This is a genomic window from Paenibacillus sp. MAHUQ-45, from assembly GCF_058133325.1.
Genome location: NZ_JBYUPV010000007.1, coordinates 316,199 through 332,102 on the forward strand (window position 1 = coordinate 316,199; position 15,904 = coordinate 332,102).

At 45.3% G+C, this 15,904-nt stretch carries 14 protein-coding genes; all 14 read right to left on the reverse strand.

Going from position 1 to position 15,904, the window contains the following annotated elements:
• Window positions 1-15: 15 nt before the first annotated feature.
• The 14 genes from AC3Y23_RS17340 to AC3Y23_RS17405 all read right to left on the reverse strand — a co-directional run bounded on the left by AC3Y23_RS17340 (window position 16) and on the right by AC3Y23_RS17405 (window position 15,792).
• Window positions 16-3,819 (reverse strand): PKD/REJ-like domain-containing protein, encoded by a 3,804-nt coding sequence (locus AC3Y23_RS17340; protein ID WP_379201134.1) that lies wholly within the window; start codon window positions 3,817-3,819, stop codon window positions 16-18.
• Between the two features lie 13 nt (window positions 3,820-3,832).
• Window positions 3,833-6,097 carry a hypothetical protein gene (locus tag AC3Y23_RS17345; protein WP_379201136.1) on the reverse strand — a complete coding sequence of 755 codons (2,265 nt, stop codon included), beginning with the start codon at window positions 6,095-6,097 and terminating at the stop codon, window positions 3,833-3,835.
• A 5-nt stretch (window positions 6,098-6,102) separates the two neighbouring features.
• Window positions 6,103-6,723, reverse strand: coding sequence for a hypothetical protein (locus AC3Y23_RS17350; RefSeq protein WP_379201138.1), 621 nt, complete (start codon window positions 6,721-6,723; stop codon window positions 6,103-6,105).
• Between the two features lie 208 nt (window positions 6,724-6,931).
• Window positions 6,932-7,429 (reverse strand): hypothetical protein, encoded by a 498-nt coding sequence (locus tag AC3Y23_RS17355; RefSeq protein WP_379201140.1) that lies wholly within the window; start codon window positions 7,427-7,429, stop codon window positions 6,932-6,934.
• Window positions 7,430-7,447: 18 nt separating this feature from the next.
• The gene (locus tag AC3Y23_RS17360) at window positions 7,448-7,828 is read right to left on the reverse strand and encodes a hypothetical protein (RefSeq protein ID WP_175370638.1); all 381 of its coding nucleotides are present in this window, start codon (window positions 7,826-7,828) and stop codon (window positions 7,448-7,450) included.
• A 15-nt stretch (window positions 7,829-7,843) separates the two neighbouring features.
• Complete coding sequence (locus AC3Y23_RS17365) at window positions 7,844-7,987, reverse strand: hypothetical protein (protein WP_379201143.1); 144 nt, start codon at window positions 7,985-7,987, stop codon at window positions 7,844-7,846.
• A gap of 6 nt (window positions 7,988-7,993) precedes the next feature.
• Entirely contained in the window at window positions 7,994-8,203 is a 210-nt protein-coding gene (locus tag AC3Y23_RS17370) for a hypothetical protein (RefSeq protein ID WP_379201145.1), read from the reverse strand.
• A gap of 58 nt (window positions 8,204-8,261) precedes the next feature.
• Window positions 8,262-9,068 carry a hypothetical protein gene (locus AC3Y23_RS17375; RefSeq protein ID WP_379201147.1) on the reverse strand — a complete coding sequence of 269 codons (807 nt, stop codon included), beginning with the start codon at window positions 9,066-9,068 and terminating at the stop codon, window positions 8,262-8,264.
• 74 nt (window positions 9,069-9,142) lie between these two features.
• The gene (locus AC3Y23_RS17380) at window positions 9,143-10,192 is read right to left on the reverse strand and encodes a hypothetical protein (protein ID WP_379201149.1); all 1,050 of its coding nucleotides are present in this window, start codon (window positions 10,190-10,192) and stop codon (window positions 9,143-9,145) included.
• A 12-nt stretch (window positions 10,193-10,204) separates the two neighbouring features.
• The gene (locus AC3Y23_RS17385; protein ID WP_379201151.1) at window positions 10,205-11,641 is read right to left on the reverse strand and encodes an ATPase, T2SS/T4P/T4SS family; all 1,437 of its coding nucleotides are present in this window, start codon (window positions 11,639-11,641) and stop codon (window positions 10,205-10,207) included.
• A complete protein-coding gene (locus AC3Y23_RS17390; RefSeq protein ID WP_379201153.1) occupies window positions 11,638-12,702 on the reverse strand; it encodes a CpaE/TadZ family protein in 1,065 nt (354 codons plus the stop codon). The genes AC3Y23_RS17385 and AC3Y23_RS17390 overlap by 4 nt, the downstream gene beginning before the upstream one ends.
• A 14-nt stretch (window positions 12,703-12,716) precedes the next feature.
• Complete coding sequence (locus AC3Y23_RS17395; protein ID WP_379201155.1) at window positions 12,717-13,481, reverse strand: CpaB family protein; 765 nt, start codon at window positions 13,479-13,481, stop codon at window positions 12,717-12,719.
• 235 nt (window positions 13,482-13,716) lie between these two features.
• Window positions 13,717-14,616: a formyltetrahydrofolate deformylase gene (purU, locus tag AC3Y23_RS17400; protein WP_379201158.1), complete on the reverse strand. Its 900-nt coding sequence runs from the start codon at window positions 14,614-14,616 to the stop codon at window positions 13,717-13,719.
• A gap of 48 nt (window positions 14,617-14,664) precedes the next feature.
• Window positions 14,665-15,792, reverse strand: a complete 1,128-nt coding sequence (locus AC3Y23_RS17405; protein WP_379201160.1) for a deoxyribonuclease IV — start codon at window positions 15,790-15,792, stop codon at window positions 14,665-14,667.
• Window positions 15,793-15,904: the final 112 nt, after the last annotated feature.

Consider the following 15,904-nt stretch of genomic DNA (forward strand, 5'->3'; position numbering starts at 1 on the left):
CACCGTTCACGCGTGCTATTTTATGCGATGAAACCGGAAATACTCTGACCAATCGTCCAGGATTTGAATCGTTACCTTATCGATCTTGACCTGATATTCGTTCGTAGCCGTGAAGGTGAACGTAAGGGGGCCGTCAGGCAGCTTTTCAAAAGAGGAGTCATACAGCTCCCCCTTCCATACCAGCTTATCCTCATTATCCGGACGAAGCTGCGTGCTGTATCCGCCCGGCATAGTCACCTCCACCGTATCCGGCAACCCTGTAGTGTCCGCCAGGAAAACAAATTTCTCTCCCGCCCAAAACACGCTATAACCCCGTGGCTGCTCTCTGTCACCACTCTTCTTCAGATTATAATTCTGTCGGTTCAAATTCCACTCTTCCGTATGCTTCACTCCGCCTTTAACACTCAATAAATTCACCATGAGATACTTCCGTGCGGAAACATTACTCCAATCGAAACCGTCAAACACTTCAACCTCTACCGCATACTTTTCATTCTCGATCAGTGCTCCGGCTGGAGTTTGCCACTGCTTCGCACCTGAGACCTGGTCCCCGGATTGTACTTTTATCGCTCCTGTAGCCAGATTGATGATTCTTACACGGAAACGTTGCTGCAGATCTCCATCCTCATCCTGGTAATCCCACTTGATGATTGGAGTCAGTGTACTGGCGATTGTTGGCTTACTAGGGTTGTCACTTGTTGGATAGGTGATGTTGACCTTCGGCAACCGGTTCACCACAGTGATATTTTGCGATAGCTCTCTGAACAGCCCCAGCGAATCGGTAACAACCTGACGATAGGTAAATGTACCGTTAGATGTGAACTGTTTGGTGATGTCCTTCTGTGAGCTAGCAAGTGCTTCTGCTCCACTTCCAGGCTTGAGATAATATCTGTAACTGATGCTATCTCCCTTCGACTCGTCTGGATCGGAAGCTGTGCTCTTGATGTTTAGAACATCCGTCCGATAGATCGGCACCTTCGTAGCATCCTTGCCTGTATCTGTAATCAGCGTAAACCCAGGTCTCGGCGGGTTGTCGATGATGAACGACTTTTCATTGGAAACCTCAGACCACGAATTTTTAGAATAGGCCCGTCCTAAAACCGTGAAGTATTCAAAGCGTTCAAAAGTATTATTTGGTATTTGATACTGCCTAAGTAGACCAGTAGGATCCGGATTTTCAATGGTCTTCACTAAGAGTCCATCCTTCATAAAAAACTCCAATCTATACTTTTCCTGTGGATCATTCTCAGGATCGGCATACATCCATTTAATTAAAGGATCTCCTTCTAGCACTGCATCAATTACCGTAGGATTAGTAGCTGTACCACTTGGGTTCGTTAAAGCCATCGATGGTGGTAAGTTTTCCTTCACATTGACTTGTAGAGCAGCGATGTTTGACTTGTCACCGATCTGATCGATCGCCCAATGTTCAATTGTGTATACTCCTGGATCTAGGAAAGTAAGCGCAATATCGCGAGTAGTATAGGATTTAATCAATCCATCACTGCTTTTAACTTTCCAGTAATACTCTAGAGAACTTTGATCTGATGTATCCTCATCGTAAGCTCCTGACGTGTATTGTTTCGTATCATATTGGTTTGCGGACGACGGTCCATTAATCAAAGCAACCGGTATATGATTTTTAACAGCAAAGGTTCGAGTAGCGTAAGAACTTAACATACCATCTGATGCTTGAAGCTGCATTTCCCAACCATCTGATATCGCTTTTTTATGGGATATTCCATTTCGATTAATAAGCTCTCGAATAGTCATAGACTGATATCGATTGTTTCCTGCCCAGTAGTAAGGAGAATTATTAAATTTCGCATTCCAGGCATAAGCTAATACATCTCCATCTTCATCCGGATCAGGAGTTAAGTTATCCATCGTAATAACCGTATCACGGTACACTTCGCTTGGCATCATAAAAGCAGCAGCCGGCGGGTGATTGATCACCAGCACATTTTGACTGTAGGCTTCGGACCACAGGCCACGATTATTATGAACCTGTAGTCTGATTTCGTAATTACCAACTCCATATGATGCTATATTGGGCGGAATAGTTGCACCACCCCAATGTTCAAATACCTTATTCCATTCATCCTTAATTACAGTCCAGTAATATATATCTAAAGGAGCATTATCTGGATCGAAGGACTTGTCCGTAATGGTTGTGGACTTGCGGTAGGATACGATATTTGGATTAACGGTAAACATTGCTACAGGCGGTAGAACCCCTGCTGTATTCCCAACAGTTCGTTCACACCAGTCACTCCAAACTCCGATTCCATTATTGCCGTCTATATCTCTAACCCTCAAACGTATATTATAATTTTCAGTTGAAGAAGATACATTCTGCAGCTGTCCGTCTGTCCACATCTCATCCGAACTTTTTTTATATTGCCATTGCCACTGCATAATCCCTTTATCAGAACTTGAGATATGATCTAAATCGTAGGACAAATCTACCAATTGCACATTTCCATTTATTAGCTTAGCCGAAAACAATGCTATAGGTTTGCGATGCACTTGAAAACTCATCGTTGAGGCTGCATCACGACTCCACATTTGATATTCAGCAAAGCGAGCATCCGACTTCGGGTTATCCTTTGCTTGATAACTCACTACGTACTGACCCGTATAAGGAAAAGAAGTGTAAAGACTTGTTCTCCATAGTCCCGAATCACCGATAATCCCCATTGAGTTATCAAAGTAATTCGGATCATGATCATATTTTACCCGTTCGGCATACTTAGGATCACCTTCATAGTCCTCATAGGTAGTACCACTATTCACGATTGGAGTATTAACAAGAACAAAAGCATTACGTTTTAGCCGGTTGGTTACTTTTAAATTCAAATTCACCGAATCCGACATATTTGAAGGGTCTGCCACTTTTACCGTCATCGTGTAATCGCCAGGAGGAATCGAATCCCCTATAGCGTCTAATGGGATGGAGAAATACTGATAACCTAGTGTTTGAGATACTTCTGTCTTCCTATAAAAAATATTGGGTATCTCAGCGCTTATGATTAGATTATCATTATCAGGATCATGAACATATCCCTCGATGTTAAGTGTATTTCTCCCAGGCTCATTTTGCAGCACCTGGTTATTCGGTGTGTTTAAAGAAATGGTGGGTGGGCTATTAGGGATTAAGCGAAATACTTTGGTAAGCGTTATATTAACTGACGGACCACTTACTCCATACATAGGACCCCTGCGCATTGAATCCTGCTGTCCCGCTGAAAAGTAATATTTCATCACTAATCCTACTGGAACGCCTCCAGCCCCTTTTTTTGTACTATAAACATCTTTTGCTAAATTGAATGTGTGCGAAATGGAATTTTCCGCAAACGGCCCTTGAAACCAAGTCATTTGTAGCGGGGTCCAACTGGTATTGGAATACCAGCCATTTGGACAACCATAACTAGTTGCCGGTAGATCTGTTGATTGCCCCTCTCCAATTGCCGCTACACAGAGATCGTTCGCAATGACACGTACATCTGTAGAACTTTGAGAAGGAACTAAGTTTGCTGTAGTCGTCATTGTTGCATCTGAATTCAGATCGAATGTTAATTGTCCTGTTGCCTTATTATATTTAAGATTCGTTAGCTTGTGATCATTGATAGATGCAGTAATATTACCGGATCTCCACCCTGCATCAAAATATTGTGCTGCAGCAGGTATGTTTATATCTTTGAAATTGATAATATTCGGATCACCAGTAGCAGCTTCGGCGGTTTGAAGATAATAATTAGGAAAAACGCTAAATACCAATGAGATTACAAGGAATAAAGATAGTATTTTTTTTGTCATTTAATCACCTCTTCTACCAGGACCAATCAACTTCTGGTGCTCGATTTTTCACTTCCACTATCCGTGAGCTTAATTTTTGTCCATCTGAATTTGTGGATTTACGGTCTGCTAAAGTGACGAACTCATCGATCGTAGGCTGACCAAATTCCTCAAAAACGGTTAGGCGAATTTCATATTTCCCAACCTCACTAAGCAGCAGATTTAAACGATCCTCATTGTCATTACTGAAGATCACCCATGGTTCTCCGTCAAAACTTCCGTCATTATTAGAGTCATAGCGATATTCCCACAATCTGCGTCCCACTACATCTTTATCAGGGGAATACGACATATCATCCAAAGAAACTACTGCCTTGTTTCCGTAATCAGGACTTCTATAGACTACTGCCGGCATAGTGAAGTAAGCATATGGTGCTTCATCTGGAATAATATCAAAAGTAATCTCGTTTGTAGCAGAATATCCAAGCGTGTTTTCTACATAAATCGAAGCTTTATATTTACCAGCCCTTTTGAATAGAATATCTTTACTTTCAAAATCAGATAATGTACCGGCATATTTAATATCTGCATTCGTTCCGCCAGAGACAGCGGTTATGGTCACTCTCGTCTTTGAAGAAACTAACGGAAACCGTGTGGGACTCTGGCTTTTAGACATTAATGTAGTCTTTCGATTTTGCTTAAGCGTCCCTTCTATTACTAAACTCGCTGATGGTGTTGGCTCAATTACCGTAACTTGGGTGCTTGTACTGCCAAATAGATTATCATTATCTACAACTGTCAGCGCAATAGGATACGTCTTTCCAATCTGCTCTCTGGTATACCAGACATAACCTCTTGAGTTGTTTCCGATCTCCCCCTGTGCTCCCGAGGTATCCCACCAGTAATCCTTAATGTATCCATCCGGATCATAGGAAGCAGCTCCACTAACAAGCATATCATCCCCAGCTTTTATGTATCTTGGTGCTGATATTCTTGCTACAGGTGGCTTTCCTTCAGGGGGTGTAGGAACGGCTGGGGGCGAAGGAAAAGAAACCTCAGGCTTATTCTTATAAACACCCGCCGAAATTTCTAAAAGCTGTTCCAATGAATCAATAGGTCCATTTTTAGTAACAATAGGTTTTTTGAAACGAACAAGAACCCTTAGCGCATAATCTTGAGTATGGGTTTCGCCCTTCACATCCGGTTTTTTTATCGTAAAATCAAATACGGTGCTAACATTGAAAGTCTTTGCAGTTTCTTTTTTCGTTTGTAGGGTCTGGTCCCTATTTTTCTCTTTTGCATAGAAGACCCACTCTTGAATGTTTGAGGCATCCGTGTAACCTTGCAGCTGTCCCATTAAAGCGATTTGCACGGGTACATCCGTATCTCCCAGTTTTGTAGGATTTGGATTAGGTTTGTTTAGAGTTGCTGTTCCGGTAAGGGTAGGTTCTGTTGGGAGATTGTAATCAAACGAGATATCTCCACTATATTTATAAGAGGTTACATTCGCTGAGGCTGTAAAGTAGTATTTTAATGCTGTTCTATACCGTCTACCCAATGCATGACCGCTTTTATCAAAATTTTCACTCAATGGTTCAGGACCATAATTTTTCAAAGCCGCATCAGTTTTATAATAGATTATAAATTGTTTTCCATTTACTACATTATGATTAACATATGTTGGTGGAAGAAGATCTGTAGGTACAACTAATTGGACAGAGGACTCTATGATCTGAGTTGGATCAATTACCGAATTCACACTCTTGTCGTACCATTTAATCCCGGATCGTGATACTTCTGACTGAGTCACCACCTTCATATCCGGGGGATCTTCTCTAGGTATCTCATTACCTTGTCCATTCGTATTGTGATGTTTCTGAGCGTTAAGGTAGGGGTCCCACTCATTTATTTGCCATCTCACACCATCTGAATATCGCCAAATTGAATTGCCGGGCGTTGTTTCAAATAGATATCTAAAAGAACCGAAATACCCGAGCACATTATCGATTCGTTGCTTCGATTCCACACCCTTTAAAGTCACTTTTATTTTCCCATTCTCTATTGATAAATTTACTCTCTGACTAGTACCATTATACTTTAGAGATGAGGTATTAATCGAAGAACTGGATACACCACTAGGAAGATCTAAGTAATATGTCTTCTGACTATTGGCAGATCCAGTAAGAATTTCTGAGGGTATTGACACTGTTTTGTTTAGCGTATTAGCTGCCCTCGTTTCCAGCGAAAAAGATGTTAAAAACAACGTAAATGTAAATATAGCAATGCATAGTTTTTTCATATAGACTATTCCTCTGGCATATTCACAATGTATTTTTCTTGAAATTGGCCATTAACATTAACGTAAATAGAGATATCTTTAGGATCTTTAATATATCCATACATCTGATAGGTAGATAGTTGTTCACCTGGTTTCAATACCCAATCCCACAATGCTTCTCTATTATTGAGCTCATCTACTTTCTTTCCAGGAGTGGGTGCATCGAGGCTACTGCCATTTACATTTATACGCCATTTCGGACTCAAATCTCTTGCACCTTGCTGAATGATCTTATTACTTTTATTTTCAATGGTTAACTTTGTCCATACCATATATTTAGTAGGTGTTCTATAAATTCTATCTGAATAACCATATTTCTTCATGAGCGTTTGCGCTTCAGTAGATTTCACGTCGTAGAACATCAGCTTCTCCAGCGTGTAACTCAAACCCCCAGCAGTAACAGTAACCGGCAGCTCAATGTCCTTTTTCAATCCAAACTTAAACAAGTTATCTGTCATGACCGGCTGGGCTTTTGTAGTAGGAGCTGCTGCTGCATCTGCTTTCGAATCGTCCACTGCACCCTGTCCCAAAATTCCACCTACCAACATGGTTGCTGCTAGAGTTACCTTCATCATTGTGTTCTTCATTCGAAACATCTCCTTTAGAATATTTATTTGATGCCCTGCTAAGTCTCACCACAGATCAGCCTTACCACTCCAAATATGCTTCAGTTCATCTCCACCGGGTAGTTTTTCCGCCATACCTGAACAGGTCATCCGCCAAAAACAGGGTTATGTATTACGGCAATAGAGCCCGAGATAATACCATCCTCACAGGCTCCAGTTGCCGCTAAAATTACTTATTGTACTTGTACTCCTGAACTGCCGGTACGGTAATGGCTTCTTGCTTTTTTGTTCTAGCAATCAATACCGGATGCTTGGTTTCTATCACCGCTATAACGGAAGGACCTTGTATATATTTGGTGATGCCGTATTTACGGTCCTCGTAGAGTAGCGGGAAACTTGCTCCTTTGGATTCATCTACGATATCGAACTTTACGATTTTGACCTTGTCTCGAAATCTACTTCCAGCCTTGGGAGAGAGATCAATACCTAGCCCCAAATTATGGCGAAGCGAATCCTCAAAGGTCGCATAAGCTTGGGCGGGATCGATAATCAGCCGGCCCTGCGCGCGGGCAGTCTCATCCATTTCTTGTGCAGCATCATGGACTGCGACGTTACTAGCATCCTTCAGCATGCTCCGCACGGTGTCCCATTCCTGATTCTGAATCTGAAAAAACCAGGAATAAATAAAGATCAGCAGCACAAAAGCCAGTTTGATAATATAGTCCATCTGTTAGCCCATCCCCATCTAGTCCAAATACTCACTCATTATGGATCCATGCCCGTAATAACGTGTCGGCTGCGACATGCCAGAGAATTTGTAAGGAAACAGATTCAGTCGCGGTGCTGTTACATAGACGTCAATTCGCTGCTTGCGCGCCTGCACGCTTTCCGTACTGCTGGTGATTGAGATCGAAGCTTCTGGAAAACCGACCGCCTTCAGGTTAGATATCACTTCGCTTCTCATTGCAGAGGTAACCATTCCCTCAGTAGCCGCCTTTTGCGTCAGAAAAGAGGTGTTGGCCTTTACCTGCAGATCGAGTAAATAATCAAGATAAGTGAATATCGGCTGCAAAATAATAAAGAGGACAAGCCACATGAACAATGCCCTGAGGACAGTCGCTTTCACGGATTCTGCCCCCTTCTAGTATTGCTCTACTTGCTTTGTATAAGTAATGATGTCATCCTGGCTGTCGCCAATAATGCCAGTAGCCGCAGTGATAAATATCCCGGCGATGACAAAGCCTATGGCCAGAAAAACCGCAACAGAAATAGAGTCCTTTTTCATAACTCGTTACACTTGACCGTTTAACAACAAATGGGTTGCAGCACTTTGAATCTGTCCAGACGGTTGTACAATCATCACTTTAGGAATGTCCGGTTTACTGTCACGCGCATTATTAACGACATCCCTGACGACAGGAACCAGGATGGCGATAACGATAGCAACACACAAAAATCCGATAGCGATAAACATACCTGTAGATATAGCGTCTTTTTTCATTGTTAATATCTCCCTTTTAATTGTATATTTTTATTCGATTCTTGAATATGACATTTTTTCACTGAAACATACCTACACCGCCAAAATCCCCTTTTATTAACATGATGTACTGCATCGCCAAACAAACAATCATCAAAAAGGTGGCGATCGACGGAATTACGTTCACAATCGTTGAAATATCCCCGATAAAGGACCATTTTCGCAAATACTGATCGCTGGAGATTTTCGAAATGATTTTCCCCTGTTCCCGCAAATAGTTGGCGGCTTCGACATCGTCGTCCATACTCTCGGTAGCCAGCAAAATAGAACGGATATCGTTAATAAAGCTATGGTTCGCCGGAAACCTTCCACAAAACCATTCTATGGCCGGTTCCACCCCTTCATCGACCGCACGCTCTGACAACTCACGCAGATCCTGGCGGATATACTGAAAATGATCTGCAGAGCCTCCGCAAAAAGCAGACAGTTGGACATATCCATGTTTTCGCAGCCTGTTATTCTCATATAGACGAATGAAGGAGATCAGCTCACCGTCCTTTTGAACCATCGTTCTCTGGTGATACCATGACAACAGCCAGCCGAACGGAAGATAGCGCACAGGACTAGTAACCACTAGAATGAGACCTGCAATCAATGGATCATAGAGTGAAAATGGTGCGGCGCGAATGAAATCTCCGATAATCTGGAGCAGAAGATAGATAAGCGCGGCAGAGTAGCGAAACAGGGTGATTTTCTGGGCCGATACAGGTATTCCGCTATGATCCAGCAGTTGCTGAAGGCGGTCATTCTGTACACGCTCACCAATCTTATTCCACTTTAGGCCAAGCCTAAGAATATAGCGTTCCTGCTTACTGCTACTGCTCACAAAAACTAGCAACGCAACGTACGCAACTCCCAATGTGGCAAGTAATAAAAATAATCTATCCATAGTTCATCACCTTAATGGTAGTCCAGTTTAGGTCTGGCAAGAACCGTGCTGATGACAAAGGAAATAAAGAGTCCCGTAATAATGATCATCAAAAAGGTCAGGCCAAGCGGAGTCTCAAACTGCAGTCGCAGGTACACATCAGGCTTCAGCATGTAGATAAAGGTTCCGACAGAAGAAAATAGCACCACCAGATTACCGTACAGCCCCAGGCTGATTGCGTCTCGACTGTTTGCTTTTACCGAAATAATAGTCTCGCGCTGTTGCTCCATCGAGCGGTTCAGCATCATAAGCGAGTTCTTCAGATAACGTGTACCTTCTTTCTCCGAATACAACAAATCCGACACAAACTCCACGGCGAAGGTTGTTCCAATCGCGGAAGAGAAGCGTGCAGCCTCCTCATTCAGTTCTCTTTCACTGCTGTAATTGGAAAAGGCGGCGCCAAGCAGCTTGAGCGGGGTCTTCAGCACGTTATCCTCTGTGAGAAAATCCGCTGTTTTGTTCAGGATGGAATCTACCGATAGATGTGTGAATTTCGTCGATATTTTTACCACATCCAGTAGATCGTAGCTTCCTCTTACCTTACGCTGCGCATGGACATACCTTAGCCGGAAGTACGGAATCATCGCAGAAATAAAAGCTGCAAATAACGGAAAACGCCAGGCCCCTTGAATGGGCACCCCCTGCTTAAAAGTAACTCCCTCCATAAAAGGGTTAGAGAAGCTCAAACGACCGGGAAGCTCGCTTAGTGTCAATAGACCAGACAAGAAAACCGCCGTAAACACAATGCCAGAACCAAACATAAAACGCATCACACTGATCCCGGGCTCGTACTTCCGCTGAGCAAAATAAAGCAGGTGATCCAGATGGCGATAGATCCACAGCCTCTTCCGAAACCTGCTGACCTTTTGCCCGAACATGCTGGCCTTACGGTGCAGCTTCTGATCCAACTTCTGCCCAAGCTGCCGCAAATGCTGCTCTACGAGCGGTTTAATCATCAGCCATAATGCCCATACCACCAGAACATGCAGAGCAAACCGTAGTAAATACTGCAAAAGATTCATAGATTCACCGCCTTACTTGTTAAGAACAATCCGCGATTTCAAGCTTTCCTTCAGGGGCTCCACCATCGGTTTGAGACCGGCCAGATGTCCAAGCTCCTTGAGCAGTATTTTGGCGGCTGTGGCGTTTTTCTTCGCCATCTTGGTCATCAGCGCCTCTGTCAGCTCATCGTTGTATGTCCACTCCGCCCGCACCTCGTCCCAGCGCATCAGATCATTGGCAAAAACTGAATTACGGGCCTCATCGTAAAACACCTCCGAAATACGGGACAACCGCTTCTTCCCATTAGGAATGCTCTCCAGAATAAAGACCAGTTCACAGGCCTTCAGGGCAGAAATAAGATGGCCCTCCAGGCTACCACCAATCCGAGTCGATACAGCAAAAGCCCCTTGATACGGAATATCCTCCGAGTCAACTGTGTGAAACGTGCCGGTGATGCCGTCATAGCCCTTTTCGCCGCTCCAGAGATAAAATTCCCATTCGTTATAGCGCATCTCGGTCATGTAGACGATGTTTGGGTCATGCCGCAGCGATTCCACGCCGACCTCCATCAATTCCTCATTAGCTGCCTGGATTGGAATAATTCGATGGCCTTTGATCTGATACGGCAGCGTAGATTCCGGATGCTTCTCAATCATGACCACCCCCATGCAGGAGGTAGAACCCAGCAGCTGCTCACCGACAATCGTATTGGCAAACGTTGTTTTACCCGAACCGACAGCACCTGCGATGATCGTGTTACGGAATGTCCCAGCGAGCGCCCGAATCAGCTCCACAGCTTCTACCGGGATGCATTCCGTGCCAGCCTGATCATCCAGATCAAGAAACTCCACAACCTGACGTCTAAGCGAGATTGTCGTGAAGCCCTCCCAGACCCGCGGGGACACCCAGATTGCCAGCCGGATGAAACGTCCGGGCCAGAGTGGATCGTCCATTTTAAACTCAACCGAAGGGTGATCCTTGTTCAGCTTTTTGTTAGGGTCGCTCTTCAGCAAAGATCGCTTCAGCTGTTCCACCCGATCCAGAGAAGGCATCTCGTACGGATAAGGCACGAACTGTCCCTTGTGGTTATAAAAGATCTGTTTTCCTATCATCTGCAGTCCCGTAGACTCGCTGTATGCCCGGTCGGTAAACCAGCGGTAGGCTGGACCGAAGCCCTTCCATTCGTGGAAAAGAGCCTCCGCTGCTGTCCGGTAGGCCTCCGGCACCTGACCTGTGAACGGTGTTTTGCGCAGATACTTTTCAATTTCATTCATAAAATAACTGACCGCCTGGGGATCACCAATCAGAGCCTTGGCATTAAGCTGGAAATAGTAATCATCCTCCCGCTCCAATCCCGCATTCATATCATTTTTCATTTTTTGCAGAAAAGCGTAGAAATCTTCTTTCCCGGGCTTGCTGCTGCGCATCACACTTCTTTTAAGCGAAAAAGGCTCCTGAACACTAATCATGAGAACAATCCCTTCTTGCGTGTCTCAGGTGCCAATCCAAGTGCCACCATTAAGAAACGCACCTTATCATCGACCTGCTGAAGCTCTCTTTTGCCAAGCGGGAGATTCTCCTGAAAGGATTGAACATATGGGATTTCCAGCATAATCTCGCTGCCGATCCGATGCGCAAGATTTTTCGGTGTCGTAATCTCTTCCAGATTGCTTCTGTTAATAATCAGTTGAAAATCCTGTGGTCCCAGATCCATGTGCCCGGCCAACTCTAGCAAGGGTTCCAGTCTATATTCGTGCTTGGGATGGGTGACGATCAGTCGCAGCGCACTTTGATGCATCCCCACATACCAGGCAGCACTTTCCGGAATGGAGCCAAAATCAGCAATCACGATATCGGCATTCTCCGCTGCCCGGGCCAAAAGATACTCGATCTCCTCTTCCTGATAATCCTGGGCGCTCAAGTAGTCATAGTTGCCCGGCAGATAAGCATAGCCGTCCTGCTTGATCAATTGCTCGAAATCCTCGGCGTGCAGCATCTTGCCTGTAATTCTTGGACGCAGCCTGTCCAGGCTGATTGTTGTTCTACGGTCAAAGCCTGGATCATACAAATCAAGGCCCAGTAAAATCACGCGTAAGCCAGCCGCAGCAAGTCTCCAGGCAAACAGCTTGGCCGCACTTGTGCAGCCGATTCCGGGACCTGACCCGAAAAACCCAACCAAATTGCTGCGTTTCTCGCCGTCCTCTTCCAGAATAAAATGGATTTTCTCGATAATCGCCAATGAAGTTGATCGAGGCGGGATAAAATGAATCCCCAGGCTCTCGCATAACATATGCACCGGCTGATAGCCGTGAACTCCCTTTTGCATATACAGATAAAGAATCGTCGTTACCGGGTATCGGTGGCGCAGCTCACGCAAAGTCTGTACCGGGACCTGCTCGCTGGTTGCCAGAAGCATGTGCCCCTCCGTATGGGGCGGATCAGGCAGCACATTTTGAGTGACGACTGTAAAGCCAGCATTTTTAATCTCATTGACAGTCAGTTGATCCATTCCAAAGCTAAAAATCTTCAATTACGTTCTCCCTCCTACTCCACCCGCACAATCCACAGCTTCTTACCCTGCTCCAAATATTGGCCTAAGCGCTGACCATCACTTTTCTTCAGCTTCAGTTCAGGTGATGCGACCTTCCCCGTCGATGTGAACCGATTATTCGTGTTGCCATGCTCCGAGTCGAGCACATCATTATTATCCTCCGAGCGCACATAGTTCACTGTGGCTCCGGCCAGAAACAGCGATGCTCCAGAGTCAGGAAGCTCTGCAGCCTCCTTACCGTCACTTAAAACTCCTGGCGTGTTGTCTATACCGTTGGCAGCATTGCGCTCTCTAGCTGCACTAGCATTGCGAGAATCACCCTCGACCAGATAAATATCCACCTTGTCCCGGCTGCGCAATGAACCATTGATGGCATAAATCCCCTCCTTCGGAATTGGGAATATTCCTTCATCAGCCGTAGGCTCCAGCTCGCTGACATCAATCAGGTAGTCGGTGAGAATACTCCCATTCGTTAAATTGACATTTGTGATTTTATGTTCGACCTTCCGGATATCTGTAACGACACCGGCGGGAATGTCCTTGGTCTGAACAGAATCCAGGTACAGATCACTAGCGGTCAACTCATAATTTTTAGGCAAAAAATTGCCGTCTGCTACCTTGACCTTCACTACCGTCTGGGCCAACACGTAGGGCTTGAAATATAGATCGTAGCCAAGTAGACCGCCGAACCCTGTAATCAGAATCAGAAATGCGAAAAAATAATTACGTTTTAGCAAATGCCTTCGCTGTAAAGACAAGCCCTCTGCCTCCTTCAAAATACTAATTTTGCCCACGACAAAATGCACTTTGGCATGGATATCCAAAATGCTGGTAAAATGCTTTTTTACCTGTAGGGAATTAAGAAAGTTATAAGATTATCCAAGAGGAACTACACTGGGGGATTCTGCGGAATGAGCATTCCGGCTGATGAAGAATCCGGTGAACGCCGGGTTTGCAAGGGTTGCACCCGCGTTCACCGAAAAGTTAGTTGAATTAGTTAAACACGACAGTCTTGTTGTTGTGCACAAGAATACGATCTTCAATATGCCATTTAACGGCACGGGCCAGAACTACACGCTCGATCGTACGACCAATTCGCTTCAGTTCATTCACATCGTCGCTATGACTAACGCGCTGAACGTCCTGCTCAATAATCGGGCCGCCATCAAGCTCTTCAGTTACATAGTGAGCTGTAGCTCCGATAATTTTCACCCCGCGCTGGTAAGCCTGTGCGTAAGGCTTGCCACCGACGAAGGCAGGCAGGAACGAATGGTGGATATTGATGATCTTGTGACGGAAATGCTCGATGAATGAAGGCGAAATGATCTGCATATAACGGGCCAGGATGATGACATCAATGTCGCCTCCGATGACTTCAAGCTGCCGTTTCTCTGCTGCTGCCTTGGTCTCCGCAGTAACCGGGATATGATGGAATGGAATGCCGAAGGATTCCACATAAGCCTGCATATCCGTGTGATTGCTCACCACAAGGGCAATTTCAGCATCCAAATCACCGGCCTGCCACTGCCAGAGCAGCTCGACCAAACAGTGATCTTCTTTGGAAACAAAGATGGCTAGCCGTTTTTTGTGACTCACCTGGAAGATCTGCCAATCCATCTTGAACTTGTCAGCTACTGCACTGAATTGTGTGCGAAGTTCTTCCAGCCGCTCCCCTAGCTCCGAAAGATCAAATTCGACTCTCATGAAAAACATGCCGCCATCCGGGTCCATTGTATATTGATCAGACTGAACAATGTTGGCACCGTGCTGGTGCAGAAAATGTGATACTGCCGCCACAATTCCCGGTCCATCCGGACAGGAAATGAGCATCCGCGCACGATTCGGATATTGATGACTGCTTGATGAATGATCTCTCTTTACATGTAATTCCATGTTCTGTGTTCCACCCTCTCATCTACTTGCGCATGTCTAAAGTTTTGCTTAAGCGTTAACCAGAATTTGTTTGCCGGCAAGCCACGCGATCAAACGGTGATTGATACCTTCCTCACTGAGTTCAGGGAACAATCCGGCAGCCGCCACATGATCATACAACCGTTCCAGCGGCTCGCGTGGGTCAGCCTTCTTGGCCTTGGCATCGTTCTTCAGCAGATTCCAGATATCCAGCACATACTGGCGGGAATCAATCTCCAGCTTGGCAAAGAAGCTATGCAGCTCCTCAACCTCCTTCAGAAACTCCGGTCCGAAGCGCTCTGATACGTTGCCACGCAGCAAGGCAATCTCCACCTCATACATCGGCCGCTGTGTCTTGGCATCTTTACCGATCCATGGTGTCTCCAGGATAAACGGAAGACCCGACAGTGCTTCATGATGAACCACCTTATTGATCGCATCGAAGCCAATAAAGCCGGATCCTATCGGTGTGTGACGGTCTTTGCGCGCGCCGGAAGGATTCTTACTATCGTTGATATGAATAACGCCTAGGCGGTTCAAACCAACGATCTGATCGAACTGTTGCAGCACTCCATCCAGATCGCTAACGATATCATACCCGGCATCATGAATGTGGCAAGTATCCAGACAAACGGTCAACCGTTCGTTGTGAACGACTTTGTCAATGATTGAGGCAATCTCCTCAAAGCTGCGGCCGATCTCTGTACCCTTTCCGGCCATGGTCTCTAGCGCAACATGAACTTCTGTCTCATTAGTACCGTTAAGCACCTCATTAAGACCGTCTGCAATCCGTTGGATGCCATATTCCGGATCCTTGTCTGTATAAGCACCTGGATGCAGTACAATATTCTTGACGTCAAATGCATGTGTACGGCGAATTTCCTCCTGCAAGAAATCCACAGCCAACTGATACGTATTGTCCTTATACGAGGCCAAATTGATAATGTATGGGGCATGGACAACAATCTCCTCTACCCCGTTGGCCTTCATCGCCAATTTCCCTTCCTCGGGATACATCGCTTCAATCGGCTTGCGACGCGTATTCTGCGGCGCCCCAGTATATAACATGAACGAGCTAGAACCGTACTCGTTGGCTTCCTTAGCAGCGGTCAGGAGACCCTTGTCCGAGCTGGACACATGTGAACCTATTTTCAGCATGCCTTTTTCCCTCTTTCCATCACGAATTAAACTATATTCTACCGTGAACGGGGGAATAAATCTAGGCAATGCCAAGCTGGCATTCCGACTTCGCAAAACTTGGTAAATACGC

Coding starts and splice junctions, on each gene's coding strand:
- AC3Y23_RS17355 (WP_379201140.1), bottom strand. CDS start 7,429: ATGGACTATATTATCAAACTGGCTTTTGTGCTGCTGATCTTTATTTAT.
- AC3Y23_RS17405 (WP_379201160.1), bottom strand. CDS start 15,792: ATGCTGAAAATAGGTTCACATGTGTCCAGCTCGGACAAGGGTCTCCTG.
- AC3Y23_RS17340 (WP_379201134.1), bottom strand. CDS start 3,819: ATGACAAAAAAAATACTATCTTTATTCCTTGTAATCTCATTGGTATTT.
- AC3Y23_RS17385 (WP_379201151.1), bottom strand. CDS start 11,641: ATGATTAGTGTTCAGGAGCCTTTTTCGCTTAAAAGAAGTGTGATGCGC.
- AC3Y23_RS17365 (WP_379201143.1), bottom strand. CDS start 7,987: ATGAAAAAGGACTCTATTTCTGTTGCGGTTTTTCTGGCCATAGGCTTT.
- AC3Y23_RS17345 (WP_379201136.1), bottom strand. CDS start 6,097: ATGAAAAAACTATGCATTGCTATATTTACATTTACGTTGTTTTTAACA.
- AC3Y23_RS17380 (WP_379201149.1), bottom strand. CDS start 10,192: ATGAATCTTTTGCAGTATTTACTACGGTTTGCTCTGCATGTTCTGGTG.
- purU (WP_379201158.1), bottom strand. CDS start 14,616: ATGGAATTACATGTAAAGAGAGATCATTCATCAAGCAGTCATCAATAT.
- AC3Y23_RS17350 (WP_379201138.1), bottom strand. CDS start 6,723: ATGAAGAACACAATGATGAAGGTAACTCTAGCAGCAACCATGTTGGTA.
- AC3Y23_RS17370 (WP_379201145.1), bottom strand. CDS start 8,203: ATGAAAAAAGACGCTATATCTACAGGTATGTTTATCGCTATCGGATTT.